Source organism: Balneolales bacterium ANBcel1 (genome assembly GCA_029688905.1).
Taxonomy (GTDB): domain Bacteria; phylum Bacteroidota; class Rhodothermia; order Balneolales; family Natronogracilivirgulaceae; genus SLLW01.
In genome coordinates this window covers 99,368-115,406 of the sequence record JARULB010000001.1, presented here as the reverse complement: position 1 = coordinate 115,406, position 16,039 = coordinate 99,368, and the positions used below count along the sequence as shown (strand labels likewise).

Sequence of the window (16,039 nt, the reverse complement as noted above, 5' to 3'; positions counted from 1 at the left end):
GCGACAGACGGCTGCCCGCCTGTCGCCCGCTCAATGTGCGGCAGTACGCTTCCGGTTCGGCAAAGCCGATGCCTGACGCAATCTGGTGACAGGCGCCATCCAAAACAGATTATAACCACAATCGATATCCAAACAGACTGACATACATGCTGACTATCAAAAATCTCCACGCAGAAGTGGACGGAGCAGAAATCCTGAAAGGAATTGACCTTGAAATCAAAGCTGGCGAAGTCCATGCGATCATGGGTCCCAATGGAAGTGGCAAGAGCACCCTGGCGAAAATCATCGCCGGACACCCTTCCTATGAAGTCACACAAGGCGAAATAATCTATGAGGGTGAGGACCTGGCCGAAATGGAGCCGGATGAGCGCGCCCGCAGAGGGGTTTTTATGGCGTTTCAGTACCCGGTGGAAATCCCCGGGGTCAGCAACTCCATGCTGATGCGCGAATCCTATAACGAAATCCGGAAAGAGCAGGGGCTCGACCCGCTGGATCCTCTTGAGTTTGAAGACTATATCACCGAGAAGCTCAACCTTGTCGAGATGGATGCCAAATTTCTGGAGCGTAATGTCAATGCCGGTTTCTCCGGAGGTGAAAAGAAGCGAAACGAGATTCTCCAGATGGCAGTGCTCGCCCCGAAGCTGGCGCTGCTTGACGAAACCGACTCCGGCCTGGATATCGACGCTCTGCGCATCGTCTCCGAAGGAATCAACAAACTGTCCGGAAAAGAGAACGCGGTTCTTCTCGTGACACACTATCAGCGAATCCTGAACTATATCACACCGGATTATGTCCATGTTCTGGTAAACGGACGCATCCGCAAGTCGGGTGGAAAAGAGCTCGCACTTGAGCTGGAAGAGCATGGATACGAATGGGTAACTGCCAACACGGAAGTAAACGGAGAGGCCAGGTAATGTCAGATATCACCAAGGAAACAGTTTTTCTGGATCGACTGATCGGGAATTTCGGTCAGATTGAGCCTTTGCACCCGAAGCTTGCGGAGCTTCAGGAGGAGGCCCGCCGGGAGGTTTCCGGCAAGGAGCTTCCGACGCCCCGTCACGAAGAGTGGAAGTACTGCAATCTCAAATCGCTTGACAACGAAACGTTTGTACCGCCGGCCGAAATCAAGACACCCAACCTGCCGGATGATGTCTCCGGGTACATCTATCCGGAGGCGGAGCACCACCACCTCACCTTTATCAACGGGGTTTACAGTGCGCAGTACTCGAAAACCGACCAGCTTCCCGAAGGGGTAATCGTTGCCAATCTGGCCGATGTACTCCGTGACGGCAATGAGGTTGCGCTGGAGCATCTCGGCCGGTACGCCAAATGGGAAGATGATCCGTTTGCCCCGCTGAACACGGCGGTTTTCCGTGACGGCGCGTTTATCTATGTTCCCAAATCGGTGAAGATCGAGGAGCCCATCCAGCTGCTTTTCATCAATACGGATGAGAACAAACAGTACATGCTTGCACCGCGAAGCCTGATCGTGGGGGACCGCTCCAGCGAAATGACCGTGGTCGAGGATCACATCGGACTGGGAGACAATGTCTATTTCAACTCACCGGTTTCCGAGATAAAGCTCGCGGAAAATTCGCATATGACGCATGTCAAACTGCAGCGTGACAGCAGAAATGCCTATCACATTTCGCGCCTGGCCGCGGACATCAGCCGCGACAGCGACTACAAGTCCTATGCGGTTCAGCTCGGCGCGCACCTGTCACGCAGTGATGTGAAGGCGGTGCTCACGGACGAAAACACCCATGCTACCCTGGACGGACTGGTTATGGTCAACGGCGACCAGCTTTCCGATACCCACAGTATCATGGATCACACCATGCCGAACTGCACAAGCCATCAGCTGCACAAATGTATCATCGACGGCGACGGCACGTCGGTATTCAATGGCAAGATTTTTGTCAGGCAGGACGCCCAGAAAACCGATGCCTTCCAGGAAAACCGGAATCTGCAGCTCTCCGACACGGGTACGGCCTATGCCAAACCGCAGCTTGAGATTTTCGCCGATGATGTCTCCTGCAGCCATGGTGCCACCATCGGACAATTGAATCCCGAGGAGGTGTTTTACCTCAAGACCAGAGGCCTTCGGGAAGCGCAGACCCGCGAAATTCTCACCTATGGCTTTGCCCTGAATGTAATTGAATCCATTCCGGTCGATTCCATTCAGAAACGGCTGAGTAAGGAAGTGGAGAATTTCACCCGCCAAAGCAAGTCAATCAAGCAGTATGCCTGATGAGCAACGCCGCATCCATACCGAAACACAATGACGTGACCGTCGATATTGAACGCTGCCGTGATGATTTTCCCGTGTTGAAGCGGGAAGTCCACGGCAAGCCGCTGGCCTTTCTCGACAACGCCGCATCGAGCCAGATGCCCGTGCAGGTGATGGAGGCTTATACCGATTATCACAGCCGGTACCATGCGAACGTCCACAGAGGCGTTCACCTGCTCAGCCAGGAGGCCACCGGTGCCATGGAAGCGGCGCGCGAATCTATCCGGGAGCTGATCAACGCCCGCAGTGCCAGGGAGGTCATTTTCACCTCCGGCGCCACCGATGCGGTGAATCTGGTGATGCAGACCTACGGGCGGAGCCAGATCGGCGAGGGGGATGAAATCATCATCAGTACCATGGAACACCACTCCAATATTGTTCCCTGGAGAATGCTCTGTGATGAGAAAAACGCGGTGCTGAAAGTCATTCCGATCGGTGATGACGGCGTGCTGGACATGGACGCGTACGCATCCATGTTTTCCGATCGAACCAGGCTGGTTGGGATCGTCCATGTCTCCAATACCCTCGGCACCATCAATCCGGTGAAGGAGATTACGCGTATCGCGCACGACCATGACGTGCCGGTTCTGGTGGATGGCGCCCAGGCGGTATCTCACCTTCAGGTGGATGTGCAGGAGATCGGATGTGACTTTTTCGCCACTTCCGGCCATAAAATGTACGGCCCGACCGGTATCGGGATTCTCTACGGCAGGGAGGAGATGCTTTCCGGCCTGCCGCCCTACCGCGGCGGCGGCGACATGATTTTGAGCGTCTCTTTCGACGAAGTGCTTTACAGCGATCTCCCGTACAAGTTCGAGGCGGGAACACCGAACATTTCCGGAGCCATCGGGATGGGCCGGGCAGCGGACTATATCCGGTCGGTCGGCTACGATGCCATCCACCGGAAAGAACAGGAGCTGCTGGACTACGCAACCCGTGAGTTGTCGGCCATCGAGGGGCTTCGAATAGTGGGAACCGCGCCGCAGAAGTCTGCGGTAATCTCTTTTGTGATGGACGGTATCCACCCGCATGACATCGGTACCATCCTGGATTTGGAAGGAGTGGCGGTGAGGACAGGCCATCACTGCACACAGCCGCTTATGGAGCGTATGGGCGTTGTGGCTACCACGCGTGCGTCCATGGCGATGTACAATCGTAAAGAAGAGATCGATCAGCTGGTTGCCGCGCTGCACAAAACCGTTGAACTTTTTCGGTGAGATATGAAATGGAATTGCTTATTATCGCATCGGCAGCATGCCATCCACAACCGCTATCGGCGGCAACAGACAAAGCTCCGGTATGAGTAAGCCGGCGGGCGGCCATTAAAAATAAAGAGCATCTGCAAGGATATTTGAAACATAGCGCAGCCGCAACATGAATGACAAAATGAGTCAGCTTTACCAGCAGGTTCTGCTGGATCACAACAAAACACCAAGGAATTATCGGGCTCTTGAACCTGCTGATCAGGAGTCGCTCGGTCATAACCCCCTGTGCGGCGACAAACTGAAAGTGTTCGTGAATATTGATGAAAAAAATATCATCACCGACGTAACCTTTCTCGGTGACGGATGCGCGATTTCCAAGGCCTCCGCTTCCATGATGACCACCATAGTAAAAGGAAGGCACGTGGATGAAATCGAAACGCTGTTTCAACAGTTCCAGGATATGACACAGGGGCGGATGGATCCGGAAACCGAACCCAATGACCTGGGAAGGCTGAAAGTCTTTGCCGGTGTCCGCAATCTTCCGGCACGGGTCAAATGCGCTACGCTTTCATGGCATACGCTGAATGCCGCCTTGAAGGGAAGAGAAAAAGTTTCTACCGAATAGCACAAGGACGCGGTTGCCGCTGCGTTGTAACCGTGATTATGCATTAACGAAAAGATAGTATCATGCCCAAGATTGCCGAAATTGAAAGAACACCCAACCCGGACGCCATGCGGTTTGTACTGCGTGAGCCGATTTCGCAGGGTGTCACCCGCTCATATGAATCGCCGGAAGAGGCCGTAGCCGATCCCTTCGCCTCGGAATTGTTCACTATTCCGCATGTGATTTCCGTCTATTACGTGGATCGCTATATCACGATTACCCAGGATGGTGGCATCGACTGGAATACGTTGCTCAGGCAGTTGGCACCGCCGATCCGGGAAGCCGAAGCCATTGAGCAGCTTGAAACCGACGATCCGAACGTAAATGTGAGCGAAGAGGCGCAAAACTCCGACGACCCCCGCCTCGTAGAAATCAACAAAATGCTGGATGAGCAGGTCCGGCCGTATCTGCTTGCCGATGGCGGCGGACTCAAAGTGATCGGCCTGAAGGACGATGTCCTGAAAGTTCACTACCAGGGAGCCTGCGGAACGTGCCCGACAGCCACTACGGGTACCCTGTATGCCATCGAGAGTATGGCCAGAAGAATCGATCCGAACATTCGTATAGAGTCCGTGTAATATGGCAATAAAGATCAGTGAAAATGCGCGGGAACGCATCAGGGACATTCGATTAAGCGAAGGAGCTTCCGAAGATACCGCCCTGCGGATTGGTGTAGTCGGCGGAGGGTGCTCCGGACTTACATACAAACTCGATTTTGATGAATCCGGCGCTTCCGAGGAGAGAAAGGACAAGATGTTTGATGTCGATGGAATCCGCGTGGTCATTGACATGAGAAGCTTTCTCTATCTTGCCGGCACGGAGCTGGATTACTCCGACGGTCTGGAGGGAAAAGGGTTTCATTTTGTGAATCCGAATGCTGCGCGCACCTGCTCCTGCGGGGAATCCTTTTCCGTGTAAAGTACCGGCTGGGTGCCGGTTGAGCAATATAGACACATCGCACACAACAACAGGGGGCTGTACCGGACGGGCCTGGATTGCGTCTTCACAGGTCGCCGGAGTCCGACAAAAACTGGATGACAAAAAGATGGCAGCAAGTGAGTCAACACCGGTAGTAAACAAAGTGGCCCGTTCGGGACTGATCACACTGGATTTGGAGGACTGGTACGCCGGACACGACATCGTCCCGTTCGATTTGAAAGACTACCTCCACATGGAGCTTATTCTGAAGGAAAAAATGTTCCGTGAGGCGCTCAACGACCTGGACGGTTCCGCCTATCAAGGAAAAATGGTGGCTGTGTATTGTTCTTCGGATGCCATTGTCGCCTCCTGGGCCTACATGCTGGTCGCGGCTCACCTCAGAGGAGTGGCTTCGGATGTGGTATTCGGCACGCCGGAAGAGGTACGCTTTGAGCAGTTTCGAAAGGCCTTGGATGCCGAAGACTGGTCACGTTTCAAGGGAAAGCGGGTTTTGCTCAAGGGATGCGCCGGCATGGAACTGCCTCCGGCCGTCTATTTATATGCTACGCAAAAACTCTTACCTTATGTAGAACGCCTGATGTATGGCGAGGCATGCTCATTTGTGCCGGTCTATCGTGCATAAGAAAACGTGATTCATGGATGAATTAGGCAGTAGAAAAATACACCATCTCGAGATAACCCGTACGGGAAACGCCGCATACGAGAAAACGACCGGGTTCGAGCGCTATGATTTTATCCACAATGCATTGGCAGAGCTGAACCAGGAGGATATCTCCTGTGACACCCGTTTTTTAAACCGCTGGTTCGGTTTTCCGCTGTTTATTTCGTCTATGACCGGCGGACATCACGAAGCCACTCCGGTAAATGCCATTATCGCCGCCTTTTGTGAACGGTACAATCTGCCGTTCGGTGTCGGGAGCCAGAGAGCCATGCTGGAAGATCCCTCGCTGACGGATACGTTTTCAGTGGTGCGAAATGAAGCGCCCTCCGCGTTCATCGCCTCCAATATCGGTGGTGCACAGCTGGTAAACGGCCTCTCGAAAGAGCAGGTATCGCTGCTGAACGATACCATTCGGGCGGATGCCCTCATCGTACATCTCAATCCGCTGCAGGAACTGCGCCAGAAACAGGGCGACCGGAATTTTAGCGGTATCCGGGAAGGGATCCGTACCCTGGTAACGGATACGGAAGTGCCGGTGATTGTAAAGGAGACCGGGGCGGGGCTGTCACCGGGAGTGATTGAGCAGCTTATCGACTGCGGTGTTGCCGCCGTGGATGTTGCGGGCGCCGGCGGTACAAGCTGGGGCAAGGTGGAAAATATGAGAAACGATCCGCAGGAGATCCATTTCACCGATAACTGGGGTATTCCGACCGCCGATTGTCTGCTCTCCGCCCGGGAGAGCGTTCATGAACGGTGTGAGCTTATCTCATCCGGGGGTATTCGCGGAAGCGAAGATATTGCCAAAAGCCTGTGCATGGGAGCTGTCATAGCCGCTGTTGCCCAGCCGGTAATCCGGGTGGTACTGGATCACGGTTACGACGGCCTCGAGACCCTGTATAAACAGTGGCAGGAGGATTTCAGGACCATACTTTTCCTGCTTGGATGCGAACGGCCCACGGATCTGGACATGATCCACCTTCGCCGGGTTTCCATGAGGTGAGTCCCGGAGTTTTTTGTATCTTCACAAGCTGTAACCCTTCACGCAACGGCTGTCTGTATTGAATAGCACAAACGAATATCTGGACCGGCTTTTGGAGTCCGGGTTCAAGGCTCTGTCATCAACTGCAGAACCGAACTCACTGTATGAACCTGTCAGGTACACCATGGCTCAGGGCGGGAAACGTTTTCGTCCACGTCTGGTACTCATCGCGTCCGGGTTGTGCGGAGAGGATCCTTCGGGGGCTGTTCCCGCGGCCGTGGCGGTTGAGATGCTTCACAACTTTACACTGATCCATGATGATATCATGGACCAGGCGGATACAAGGCGGGGAGAACCGACCGTTTTCCGGAAATGGAATGAATCGACCGCCATCCTCTCCGGGGATGTGCTATTTGTAATGGCACTGAGAACGCTCATCGGGCATGACGGCAAGAACTCCTTCCCCGGTAACATAAAAGACCGGTTGATGCACTGCCTTCTCGAGGCCACCCAAACCGTTTGTGAAGGCCAGGCGATGGACATGGATTTCGAGAAAAGGGCGGATGTGAGGCTGGGTGAGTACATCGGAATGATCCACGCCAAGACCGCCGCCCTTATTCGCTGCTCCATGCAGATGGGAGCGATTGTTGCTGGAGCTGATTCCGACGCCGAAAATAACTGTGCCGATATCGGAGAACACACCGGTATCGCATTTCAGATACAGGATGATCTGCTCGACGCCACCGGCGATACGGGGAAATTTGGCAAGCGCGTGGGCGGTGACATCATCCAGGGAAAAAAGACGTATCTTTCCATCCTCGCAACAGAACGGGCGGATGACGCCGGCCGTAGAATGCTTGCCGAAACACTGGGTAACCGACAGGCCGGAGATGGGGCGATTTCAGAAGTGATCCGGTGCTACCATGACCTCGGAGTAATTGAGGATGCTGCCTCGGAAATTGAGCGGAATTATCAAATAGCACTTGAAAAATTGGGGATTTTCGAGGATTCCGAATACCGCCATGAAATAAAAGTGCTGCTGGACAAGTTGAAGATACGAGATCAATAACGGGCTTAACACCAACTGTTTTTTATGCCGAACATTATCAAACTTATTACACTGCTGCTGGTTTTGGTTACGATAGCATCCTGCGGCTCACGACAGGCGATAAAGCCTGGCGACACCCTGGAGGTGGCATTCGAGAAGGCCATGGGGTTTTATGACCGGGAGCGCTACTCCCAGGCTGTGGATGCCTTCGAGACGGTCCTTTCGATTGCAAGGGGAACCGCTCTGGCGGCCGATGCACAGTACTATCTGGCTAAAAGTCACTACCAGAACAGATCCTTCCTGCTTGCAGCAAGTGAATTTCGCAGGTTTGCCAGAAACTACACCACCGATGAACGCAGGATGGAAGCGGAGTTCCTGGAAGCTTACAGCCACTACCGGATGAGCCCGAGATTCAACCTCGACCAGACCGAGACCTATAATGCGCTGAGCCGGTTTCAACTATTTATTACCCGGTACCCGGACTCCGAATTCGCCGAAGAGGCAGCTGGATACATGGATGAATTGAGAGACAAGCTGGCTAAAAAGATGTTCCACGCCGCCGAAATGTATTTCAGGATCGGCCAGTATGAATCGGCCGCCATTTATTACGGACTCACGGTTGATAACTACCCGGAGAGCCAATGGGCGGAAAAGGCGTTGGCCAATCGGATTCTGGCCTATGTGGAGTATGCCGAAAACAGTGTCCGTGCCCGGCAGCAGGAACGATTCGAAAAAGCGGTCGAAAGCTACGAATCCTATGTGCAGATCTTTCCGAGGGGACCAAACCGGCCTGAAGCCGAGGAGCATTACAACCGGGCTCTGGACGGCCTTGCTGAATTGGCCACGATAACCGCCGGACGCTGAACCGATGGTTACCGGACTTTTCTTCGGTACCTTCAACCCGGTCCATCGCGGACATGAAGCGCTGGTGCATTCGTTTTTGCACTCCAATCACCTGGATGACTTGTGGATTATTGTAACTCCAAGTCCGCCCCACAAACATGTCGCATCGCTTGCTCCCTTTGAACACCGGTGGAACATGCTGCAACTTGTCTTCGGCACCCGGTCAGAGGTAAGCCTTTCGGATGTCGAGCAACGCATTACTCCGCCTCACTACACGCTCAAGACCCTGTCGTATCTGAAGGCGAGTTACCCGGATCGCTCCCTGATTCTCTGTATCGGCGGCGACTCTCTGCAGGATCTTCCAAACTGGTTTGATTACCGCAGCATTGGCCAAAAGGCGGAACTGCTGGTTGCCGAGCGGCCCGGAGTCTCTTTGGATGTTCCCGACGAACTCTCCGCCTTTAGCGTCCATTTCTGTGAACACGATCCGGTTGAGGTCTCTTCAACAGATATTCGCGAAAGGATGGCATCGGGACATGAGGAATCTGCCCGTGACCTTCACCCTGAAGTTGCCGCATATATTAAAAAACATGGCCTCTACCGGGAAGAGAAACCGTTCGGCCTGCCGGATTAACACGCGTTATCTCCTTCGCCGCCAGTGGAAATCCATACCACCGGGGTGTTTTCAACGAAGCCCGGAGAAAAACTCTTTGAGCAGAGCCTCGCTTTCGTCTTCCAACACGCCATAGGTAATCTGGATTTGATGATTGAGCTTTCGGTGTGCCCCGATATTGAAGATGCTGCCGCAAGCTCCGGATTTTTCATCCTGGGCGGCGATCACCATGTGGCCGAGTTTTGCCCAAACCAGTGCTCCGGCACACATCGGACAGGGTTCCAGCGTTACGTAGAGGGTGCACTCGTTCAGATATTTTTCGCCCAGGTGCTGGACAGCCGCTGAAATTGCGATCATCTCGGCATGAGCCGTGGGATCGCTGAGCATCTCCACCTGGTTATGGCCACGGGCGATGATACGGTTTCGGCAGGTGATAACCGCCCCGACAGGAACCTCCCCCGCATCCGCTGCTTTCAGGGCTTCATTCATGGCCTGGCGCATGAAGCGTTCACTATCCGACGGGAACAGATGGTTCATTTCGTTTGGTAACATGGCAGAAGAGAAGATGACAAATGACAGACAGCTGGTAACCTGGGTGCAAGCAGAGTAGTGCAATATATGGGCCGAATCAGAAGAATCAGAATTTTAAAAAATCTTCATTTTCGTTATCATGTGCTTTCATTTCTAATTTGTTAGAGTTTTTATGACCGACCAGCACTCCGATCAAAGTAACCGCATTCGGGAAAAAATTCGGGATATTGTCGATTTCCCGAAAAAAGGAATCCTGTTCAAGGACATCACACCGGTGTTGAAGGACCCGGAAACACTAAAACTGGCTTCCCGCTTGTTGCTGGCCCCTTTTGAAACGGAGTCAGTGGATATCGTGGCAGGTATTGAATCGCGCGGTTTTTTGCTTGGCCCGAGGCTTGCCACCGATCTGAACGCGGGCTTTGTTCCGGTTCGAAAGCCCGGAAAACTGCCGGCGGATACCATCTCTGAGACCTACCAGCTGGAATATGGCACCGACGCGCTGGAACTGCATGCGGATGCCATCAAACCGGGTGACCGGGTTATTATCCACGACGACCTGATGGCCACCGGCGGATCTGCCAGGGCGGCATCAAACCTGATCCGAAAACTGGGGGGCACGGTCGTTGGTTATTCTTTCATTGTAGAACTGACGTTTCTCAACGGCAGGAGTCAGTTAGAAACGGATGTCATGATAGAATCACTCGTAAAAGTTTGATAAAGTGTTGAAGAAATCAGAAAACTGGAACAAAATTCAAAACAATATGTGATATTGTTTCAACGCTTGTTTTATTCTGTGCTTTTTTTTGATATTTTCACCCAATAAACTGTCTCCTGATTGCCACTATTATCAGGTAAATTTTTGAGTTTCAACAAGAACAAAAAACAAAAACGAACAATCAATCATTTAACGCACAAAAAAATGGTCTCAAAAAAACATCTCAGACTACTGGGGAATATTTCGGCGGCAACCTTGCTCGTTTTTACGGTTGCTTGCGGTCCTTCCCTGACACTTACCGGTGTGGAATATGCACAGCCCATGGAATCAGTGATGACACCTGATGCTAATGGAAATGTTGAAGATCCACGCATGGGTATCAGCTTCGATGTAACTCCGCTTAACGTCAAGGAGCGGGGAGAGGGTGCTTCCTTACCTGCGGAAGTGCGACTTATTCGTAGCAGCGACGGGTACTATTTCGTCACAGCTCCGGGATTCCGGAATGTATATGTATTTAAAGCCAAGGAAAGTGCCATGGATCTCGAGGAGACCATCCGTGTTTCCAGCACCGGACTGGCAAACCCGGCGTTTAATCAGCGCAGCCCTCATATCCAATTGGTTGACGAAGGTATTGATTATCGCCTGACGATTAATGGCATCGTTAATTAAACCGAAATTTTAAGCTACGATTAAGACTAAAGAACAATGGAAAAGCTAAATTTTAAAACTGTACTGGCAGGATTACTCGTACTTGCAATCGGTTTTACCGGCCAGGTACAGGCACAATTTCAGTCTGATTTTCGGATCAAACAGAACTTCGATCAGGATCATGCGGAAGTTCTTGAGGGTCTGAAACGTATTCAAACCGAAGAGCAGGCGGATTCTCTGCACGAGGCCGTTAACGCAATGGAAGATCGTTACAACGATCACAGACAACTGCTCAACCGCGTTCTGTATCCCGAAACCTTTGATGTGCGCATCACCAACCTCAGGGAATTGACCGAGGCTACCGGTGCACGTATAGCCATGATTGCCGAGAAAGGGGATACCGTTATCGTTCTTGAGGAGCGAATTGCCGAACTGACTACGGATGCCACCCGCTATCAGGAAAAAGCGGACTCGCTCAATAATGAGCTGAGAGCCATGCGCCGCTCGCGTGACGCCAATGCCGCCCAGGCCCGACGTCTTCGCCAGGAGCTGGATCAGCGCGACGCGTTTATCATCAAAATGGTGGATTCCACCTTCGTCGCGTATGAAAACGTTGACCTGGAGTCTCTCTCCCCCGCAGAACGCCGTGGCCTCGCGCTTGAAATCGATGCCCAGAACGTGTTCGGCTTCATCGAGACGGTTGTGGATAACAACATCGATTTCCTCAATACCCATACACAACTCAGCACCCAGGATTTCCTGAAGCTGTACGGTGTACAGGTTGAGTTTGAGCGAATGTGGCAGAACATGGGCCATGATCTCGCCGAGATTTATGTATCCGAAACCAACCGCCAGGAACGCCTCACACGTATCGTTGAGAAGATTGACGAGTGGGAAATGCTGATTGATGACGCCGCATGGACAACCCTCGCAGAAGGGTTCGAACAGAACGGCATCAATCTTGCCCCGTTCAGCAACTCCCTGGAGTTCTACACATCGCTGAATACCTATCTTGACGAAGCTATCGCACGTGCGGAAGAGAACGGCAGCGAAGAGGAAGTGGCACGCTACCAAAACTTCGCCGACTTCTGGTTTAACGATGTGAAGCCCCGCTGGCAGGAGTACCTCGTTTCGGCTAACATGCTGACGTACGATAACTTCAATACTATCGACGAGAAGCTCACCGAGTGGAAGCTTCAGGCTCAGCCCACATCGTATACCACAGCGATTCTTCTCGGCCTTGCCATTATAATCGCTCTTGTACTGCTTGGCCTCTGGCTGCGTGAGCGCACCAGGAAATAGACTCCTGAAGTCGCGAATCGCAAGACCGGCTCTTCACGGAAAGTTGAATGAATACCTTCCGCGTTGAGGCGAGTCAGCCTTGCGGCAAATGATGTTTATCAAGCCGGACCTCATCTCGAGGTTCGGCTTTTTTTTTGTCGGATATAGCCGGATACATATGCGGCTGGATGAGAGGAGTATCGGGCCAACATATACCGGGTGAAAACGCGATAAAATGGTGAACTTGGTTGGCTGGATGAGATGAGCCTCAGGCCAACGCCTTGTATTTGCGCAAGGACCACTCGGCGGTAAGCATCACAATGAGCAGAATAAACCAGATCGGGTGGCGGTGAAGCGAAATAGAGCGGGTGACGGTCTCGGTTCGCTGTTCGAAACCAAGCCTCTCTTCAAGCAGATCCGGCAGATCAGCGGCTTCTTCATGCGGAAGGTATTGGCCGCCCGACAAGGAGGCTATCTGCTCGAGTACGGCATCGTCGCGGATGGTGTTTACATACTCCCGGTTGACTCCACCGATCGTAAAACGGCCGCTGCGAGTATCGATTTCACGATCCGAACGGCTTGCCGTTCCCTCATATTCGTAGACACCTTCCGGCAGACCGGTAATTTCCAACTGATATCGTCCTTCACCTTCGTTGCTCATAACATAGCGGCGCGATTCGCGGCCTTCCTGCCCAACTTCAACTTCCACCACTCCGTTTGGTTCCGGGTCTCCCGCTTCGTTTCTCAGAAAACCATCGAGTATCACTGGTTCACCCGCCTGGAAAACCGGATCGGACGGCCTCAGGTCGAGTAACTCATCATCAGGGCGTGCCGCTGTCCATTTGGTGGTATTATTCAACAAGTGCTCCCAAAAATCACGGGTTTCATTCCTCGTGCTCAGGGCCCACCGGAAAAACCCGTAACCGTTCAAATGCGCGATATGCCGGTCGCCGGCGGTTCGTACGCCGAGCAAAGGCGTATTGGTCCGACTGCCTCGGTAGACACTCTGCAGCAGCACTTCGGCTCCGGCAGAAACCGTCACGTTTCGAATACCTCCGCCGACCGATTCCGGCCGGAAATCATCAGCCTTGTCGAAGTCCAGAATGGTATGTCCGGCGTGCTCCGCTGCAATGGCAATACTCACATCGTGCCAGCTGTAGCCATCCTCAAACTGCAGGGGGAGTATGCCGGGGAAGTGGGCAGAAAGCCTCCTGACCTCCTGACCGGGCGATCCGATGATGAAAAGAGCGTTCTCGCCAAAGCGGTCGGCAACGGCAGCGGCTTCAGAAGCGGGCAGATCGGTGTGCGGAAAACCGTGTAATATGACCAGGTCCAGCGTGTCGGGGCGATCCGGTAGCTCTCCCTCGACGTAACGGTCACCGCCTGTCCAGGTTCGATTTTCCAACGATACTTGCTGATCCTCCCTCAGAAAGGAGCGCACGACCCTGACATCCGGATGCACTTCGAATGCAAGGTGAAGAATGCGGATCCGGTCGTCACGAACATTCACCGAAAAAAAGCGGGTGTTGTTCTCCGCGGTCCATTCGCCTTCCAGTTCGGGAACATGGATGTTGAACTGCTGAAGCCCCTCTTCCTCGAGTGCGAGTTCAAACCGAACCTGCTGAATCGATCGCTGTTCGGATGAACGGATGGTTGCCTCATCCAGCACTTCCTCGTCCCTTCGAAGCTGAACGGCAATATCCTGATCCGGAAAGCCTTCATTGAGGATCGAGGCCTCCACACTGAGGGTACTGTTGAGGGAAGCGGTGGGATTGCTGGACACCCGCTGCACAACAATGTCGTTTTGCCGGGTTGTGTCTCCGATTCCAACGGTGAATACCGGGACCGGCATGCGCGAAGAGGAAGCAGAGGGATCACGTCCCGAGGTAACGATGCCGTCGGTAACGAGAATAACGGCCTCCTCCCGGTCGAAAATATCCATAAAGCCGGTAAGAGCATGGTCAATATTGGTCCGTGAGCCGGAATAGTCCAGGTCGAACGGGGATTCTAGCGGGAAGAAATCCGCGTCAAATCCGTAGGAGGAAATATCGACATGCCGGAAGCGTTCGCCCTCGCCCGGTACAATTTGCCGGATGATCTCTTCGTAGTGTTCGGCGCCACGGTACTGCCCTTTCTCAATGCCAGTACTCTGACTGTTGTCCAGCACCAGCGCGATTCTGAGCGGGTGAGTGAGTTGATCATGGAGGGCTATAACCGGATTGAGCAGGAGCAGCAGAAGCAGTGTGAAAGCGGCGGCCCGAAGGCCGGTGAGTATCCACCTGAAGGCAGGGGTGAGGCCCTCCACCCGGAAGTAGGTCCAGTAGGAGATACCCAGAACAACAACCAGGAGCAGTACCGCCCACGTGAGGGAAACAGATTGTTGAAAACCGTCAAATTGAATATCCATAGCAGGGACTACCGGCCTGTTGCGTGAGCGGTAAGTTATCAGCCGCTGTGGTCTAGCAGGCGTTCAATGAGCGCGATGGTGGTGTGGCCTTCGGCTTCGGCGGCATAGTTTGTAACCACGCGGTGGCGCAGGACGGGAATGGAGAGATGGCGGATGTCATCTTCGGTGACGTTGAAGCGTCCCTGGGCCAGGGCGCGGGTTTTGCCCCCGATAATCAGATACTGGGAAGCGCGGGGTCCGGCTCCCCAGCTCATGTACTTATTGACGAAGTCGGGGGCATCGGCGGTTTTCGGACGGGTCCGGGAAACCAGTCTGACGGCATACTCCAGAACGCTGTCCGGTACCGGAACCTCGCGAACCAGCTTTTGGTAGGCCATAATCTGACCGGCATCGAGCACAGGATTCACTTCCACGTGTCGGGGTGCGGTGGTTTGACTCACGATATCCAGTTCCTCCTGGAATGCCGGGTAATCGAGCCAGAGATTGAACATGAAACGGTCAAGTTGTGCTTCCGGCAACGGATAGGTTCCTTCCTGCTCGATCGGGTTCTGCGTTGCCAGCACAAAAAACGGCTTGTCCAGATCGTGGCGCTGACCGCCGGCAGTGACATGGTACTCCTGCATCGATTCGAGCAGTGCCGCCTGGGTTTTGGGAGGTGTCCGGTTGATTTCATCGGCAAGGATGATATTGGCAAACAGGGGACCGTGAATGAAGCGAAACACTTTTTTGCCGCTGGAATGGTCCTCTTCGAGAATTTCGGTACCGGTAATATCGCCAGGCATCAAATCCGGAGTAAACTGGATTCGGTTGAAAGAAAGGCTCAGACTTTGAGAGAGCGTGCGAATGAGCAGGGTTTTGGCCAGGCCGGGTACACCGACGAGGATACAGTGCCCCTGCGAAAACAGGCTGATCAGCAGTTGTTCAACGATATCATTCTGTCCGACAACCACTTTCCCGATTTCATCACGCAGGGTTTGAAAGTGGTTTCTGAATGACTCGGCCATTTCTACATTGCTGAAATCAGGTTGCTTAGGCATATAAGAAGTGGTTTATATTTCGTAGTTACAGAGTTCGGGGCCTGTCCGGTGTCTGGTGCACTTCAGGCAGCTTCGGGTATGGTTCGCGGCCAGGTTGCACAAAAAGAAGCCGAAAGCTGCACTTCGGCAAACAGGGCCGGAGTCTCTTTCCGAAATGGACTTCCCTTGCTCACAGAGT

Annotated in this window: 17 protein-coding genes; 14 read left to right on the top strand and 3 right to left on the bottom strand. The window is 53.3% G+C overall.

All coding sequences use genetic code 11. From position 1 onward, the window contains the following. The first annotated feature begins 146 nt into the window (after window positions 1-146). The 11 genes from sufC to nadD all read left to right on the top strand — a co-directional run bounded on the left by sufC (window position 147) and on the right by nadD (window position 9,263). Entirely contained in the window at window positions 147-914 is a 768-nt protein-coding gene (gene sufC, locus QA596_00480; protein MDG5765919.1) for a Fe-S cluster assembly ATPase SufC, read from the top strand. Then, window positions 914-2,251, top strand: coding sequence for a Fe-S cluster assembly protein SufD (sufD, locus tag QA596_00475; protein ID MDG5765918.1), 1,338 nt, complete (start codon window positions 914-916; stop codon window positions 2,249-2,251). The genes sufC and sufD overlap by 1 nt, the downstream gene beginning before the upstream one ends. Then, window positions 2,251-3,507: a cysteine desulfurase gene (locus QA596_00470; protein ID MDG5765917.1), complete on the top strand. Its 1,257-nt coding sequence runs from the start codon at window positions 2,251-2,253 to the stop codon at window positions 3,505-3,507. The genes sufD and QA596_00470 overlap by 1 nt, the downstream gene beginning before the upstream one ends. 157 nt (window positions 3,508-3,664) lie before the next feature. Beyond that, on the top strand, window positions 3,665-4,120 hold the full coding sequence (locus tag QA596_00465) for an SUF system NifU family Fe-S cluster assembly protein (protein MDG5765916.1): 456 nt from the start codon (window positions 3,665-3,667) through the stop codon (window positions 4,118-4,120). A 62-nt stretch (window positions 4,121-4,182) separates the two neighbouring features. After that, window positions 4,183-4,737 (top strand): NifU family protein, encoded by a 555-nt coding sequence (locus QA596_00460; GenBank protein MDG5765915.1) that lies wholly within the window; start codon window positions 4,183-4,185, stop codon window positions 4,735-4,737. A gap of 1 nt (window position 4,738) precedes the next feature. Then, window positions 4,739-5,077 (top strand): iron-sulfur cluster assembly accessory protein, encoded by a 339-nt coding sequence (locus tag QA596_00455; GenBank protein ID MDG5765914.1) that lies wholly within the window; start codon window positions 4,739-4,741, stop codon window positions 5,075-5,077. Between the two features lie 19 nt (window positions 5,078-5,096). Beyond that, window positions 5,097-5,720, top strand: coding sequence for a DUF2480 family protein (locus QA596_00450; protein ID MDG5765913.1), 624 nt, complete (start codon window positions 5,097-5,099; stop codon window positions 5,718-5,720). A 13-nt stretch (window positions 5,721-5,733) separates the two neighbouring features. After that, window positions 5,734-6,759, top strand: coding sequence for a type 2 isopentenyl-diphosphate Delta-isomerase (gene fni / locus QA596_00445; protein ID MDG5765912.1), 1,026 nt, complete (start codon window positions 5,734-5,736; stop codon window positions 6,757-6,759). Between the two features lie 58 nt (window positions 6,760-6,817). Further along, window positions 6,818-7,807, top strand: a complete 990-nt coding sequence (locus QA596_00440) for a polyprenyl synthetase family protein (GenBank protein MDG5765911.1) — start codon at window positions 6,818-6,820, stop codon at window positions 7,805-7,807. A 24-nt stretch (window positions 7,808-7,831) separates the two neighbouring features. Continuing rightward, window positions 7,832-8,650 carry an outer membrane protein assembly factor BamD gene (gene bamD, locus QA596_00435; protein MDG5765910.1) on the top strand — a complete coding sequence of 273 codons (819 nt, stop codon included), beginning with the start codon at window positions 7,832-7,834 and terminating at the stop codon, window positions 8,648-8,650. 4 nt (window positions 8,651-8,654) lie between these two features. Beyond that, window positions 8,655-9,263: a nicotinate (nicotinamide) nucleotide adenylyltransferase gene (gene nadD, locus QA596_00430; protein ID MDG5765909.1), complete on the top strand. Its 609-nt coding sequence runs from the start codon at window positions 8,655-8,657 to the stop codon at window positions 9,261-9,263. A gap of 51 nt (window positions 9,264-9,314) precedes the next feature. Here nadD and tadA read toward each other — a convergent pair whose 3' ends face one another. Next, window positions 9,315-9,779 (bottom strand): tRNA adenosine(34) deaminase TadA, encoded by a 465-nt coding sequence (tadA, locus tag QA596_00425; GenBank protein MDG5765908.1) that lies wholly within the window; start codon window positions 9,777-9,779, stop codon window positions 9,315-9,317. 166 nt (window positions 9,780-9,945) lie between these two features. Here tadA and QA596_00420 point away from each other — a divergent pair, with 166 nt between their 5' ends. The 3 genes from QA596_00420 (at window position 9,946) to QA596_00410 (ending at window position 12,438) form a co-directional block, all read left to right on the top strand. Continuing rightward, window positions 9,946-10,488, top strand: a complete 543-nt coding sequence (locus QA596_00420; GenBank protein MDG5765907.1) for an adenine phosphoribosyltransferase — start codon at window positions 9,946-9,948, stop codon at window positions 10,486-10,488. A gap of 144 nt (window positions 10,489-10,632) precedes the next feature. Further along, window positions 10,633-11,157: a hypothetical protein gene (locus tag QA596_00415; protein ID MDG5765906.1), complete on the top strand. Its 525-nt coding sequence runs from the start codon at window positions 10,633-10,635 to the stop codon at window positions 11,155-11,157. Between the two features lie 36 nt (window positions 11,158-11,193). Then, window positions 11,194-12,438, top strand: a complete 1,245-nt coding sequence (locus QA596_00410) for a hypothetical protein (protein ID MDG5765905.1) — start codon at window positions 11,194-11,196, stop codon at window positions 12,436-12,438. Between the two features lie 247 nt (window positions 12,439-12,685). Here the strand turns inward: QA596_00410 and QA596_00405 are convergent, their stop codons facing one another. Next, a complete protein-coding gene (locus QA596_00405; protein MDG5765904.1) occupies window positions 12,686-14,824 on the bottom strand; it encodes a VWA domain-containing protein in 2,139 nt (712 codons plus the stop codon). A gap of 38 nt (window positions 14,825-14,862) precedes the next feature. Continuing rightward, window positions 14,863-15,861: a MoxR family ATPase gene (locus QA596_00400; protein MDG5765903.1), complete on the bottom strand. Its 999-nt coding sequence runs from the start codon at window positions 15,859-15,861 to the stop codon at window positions 14,863-14,865. Window positions 15,862-16,039 lie beyond the last annotated feature (178 nt).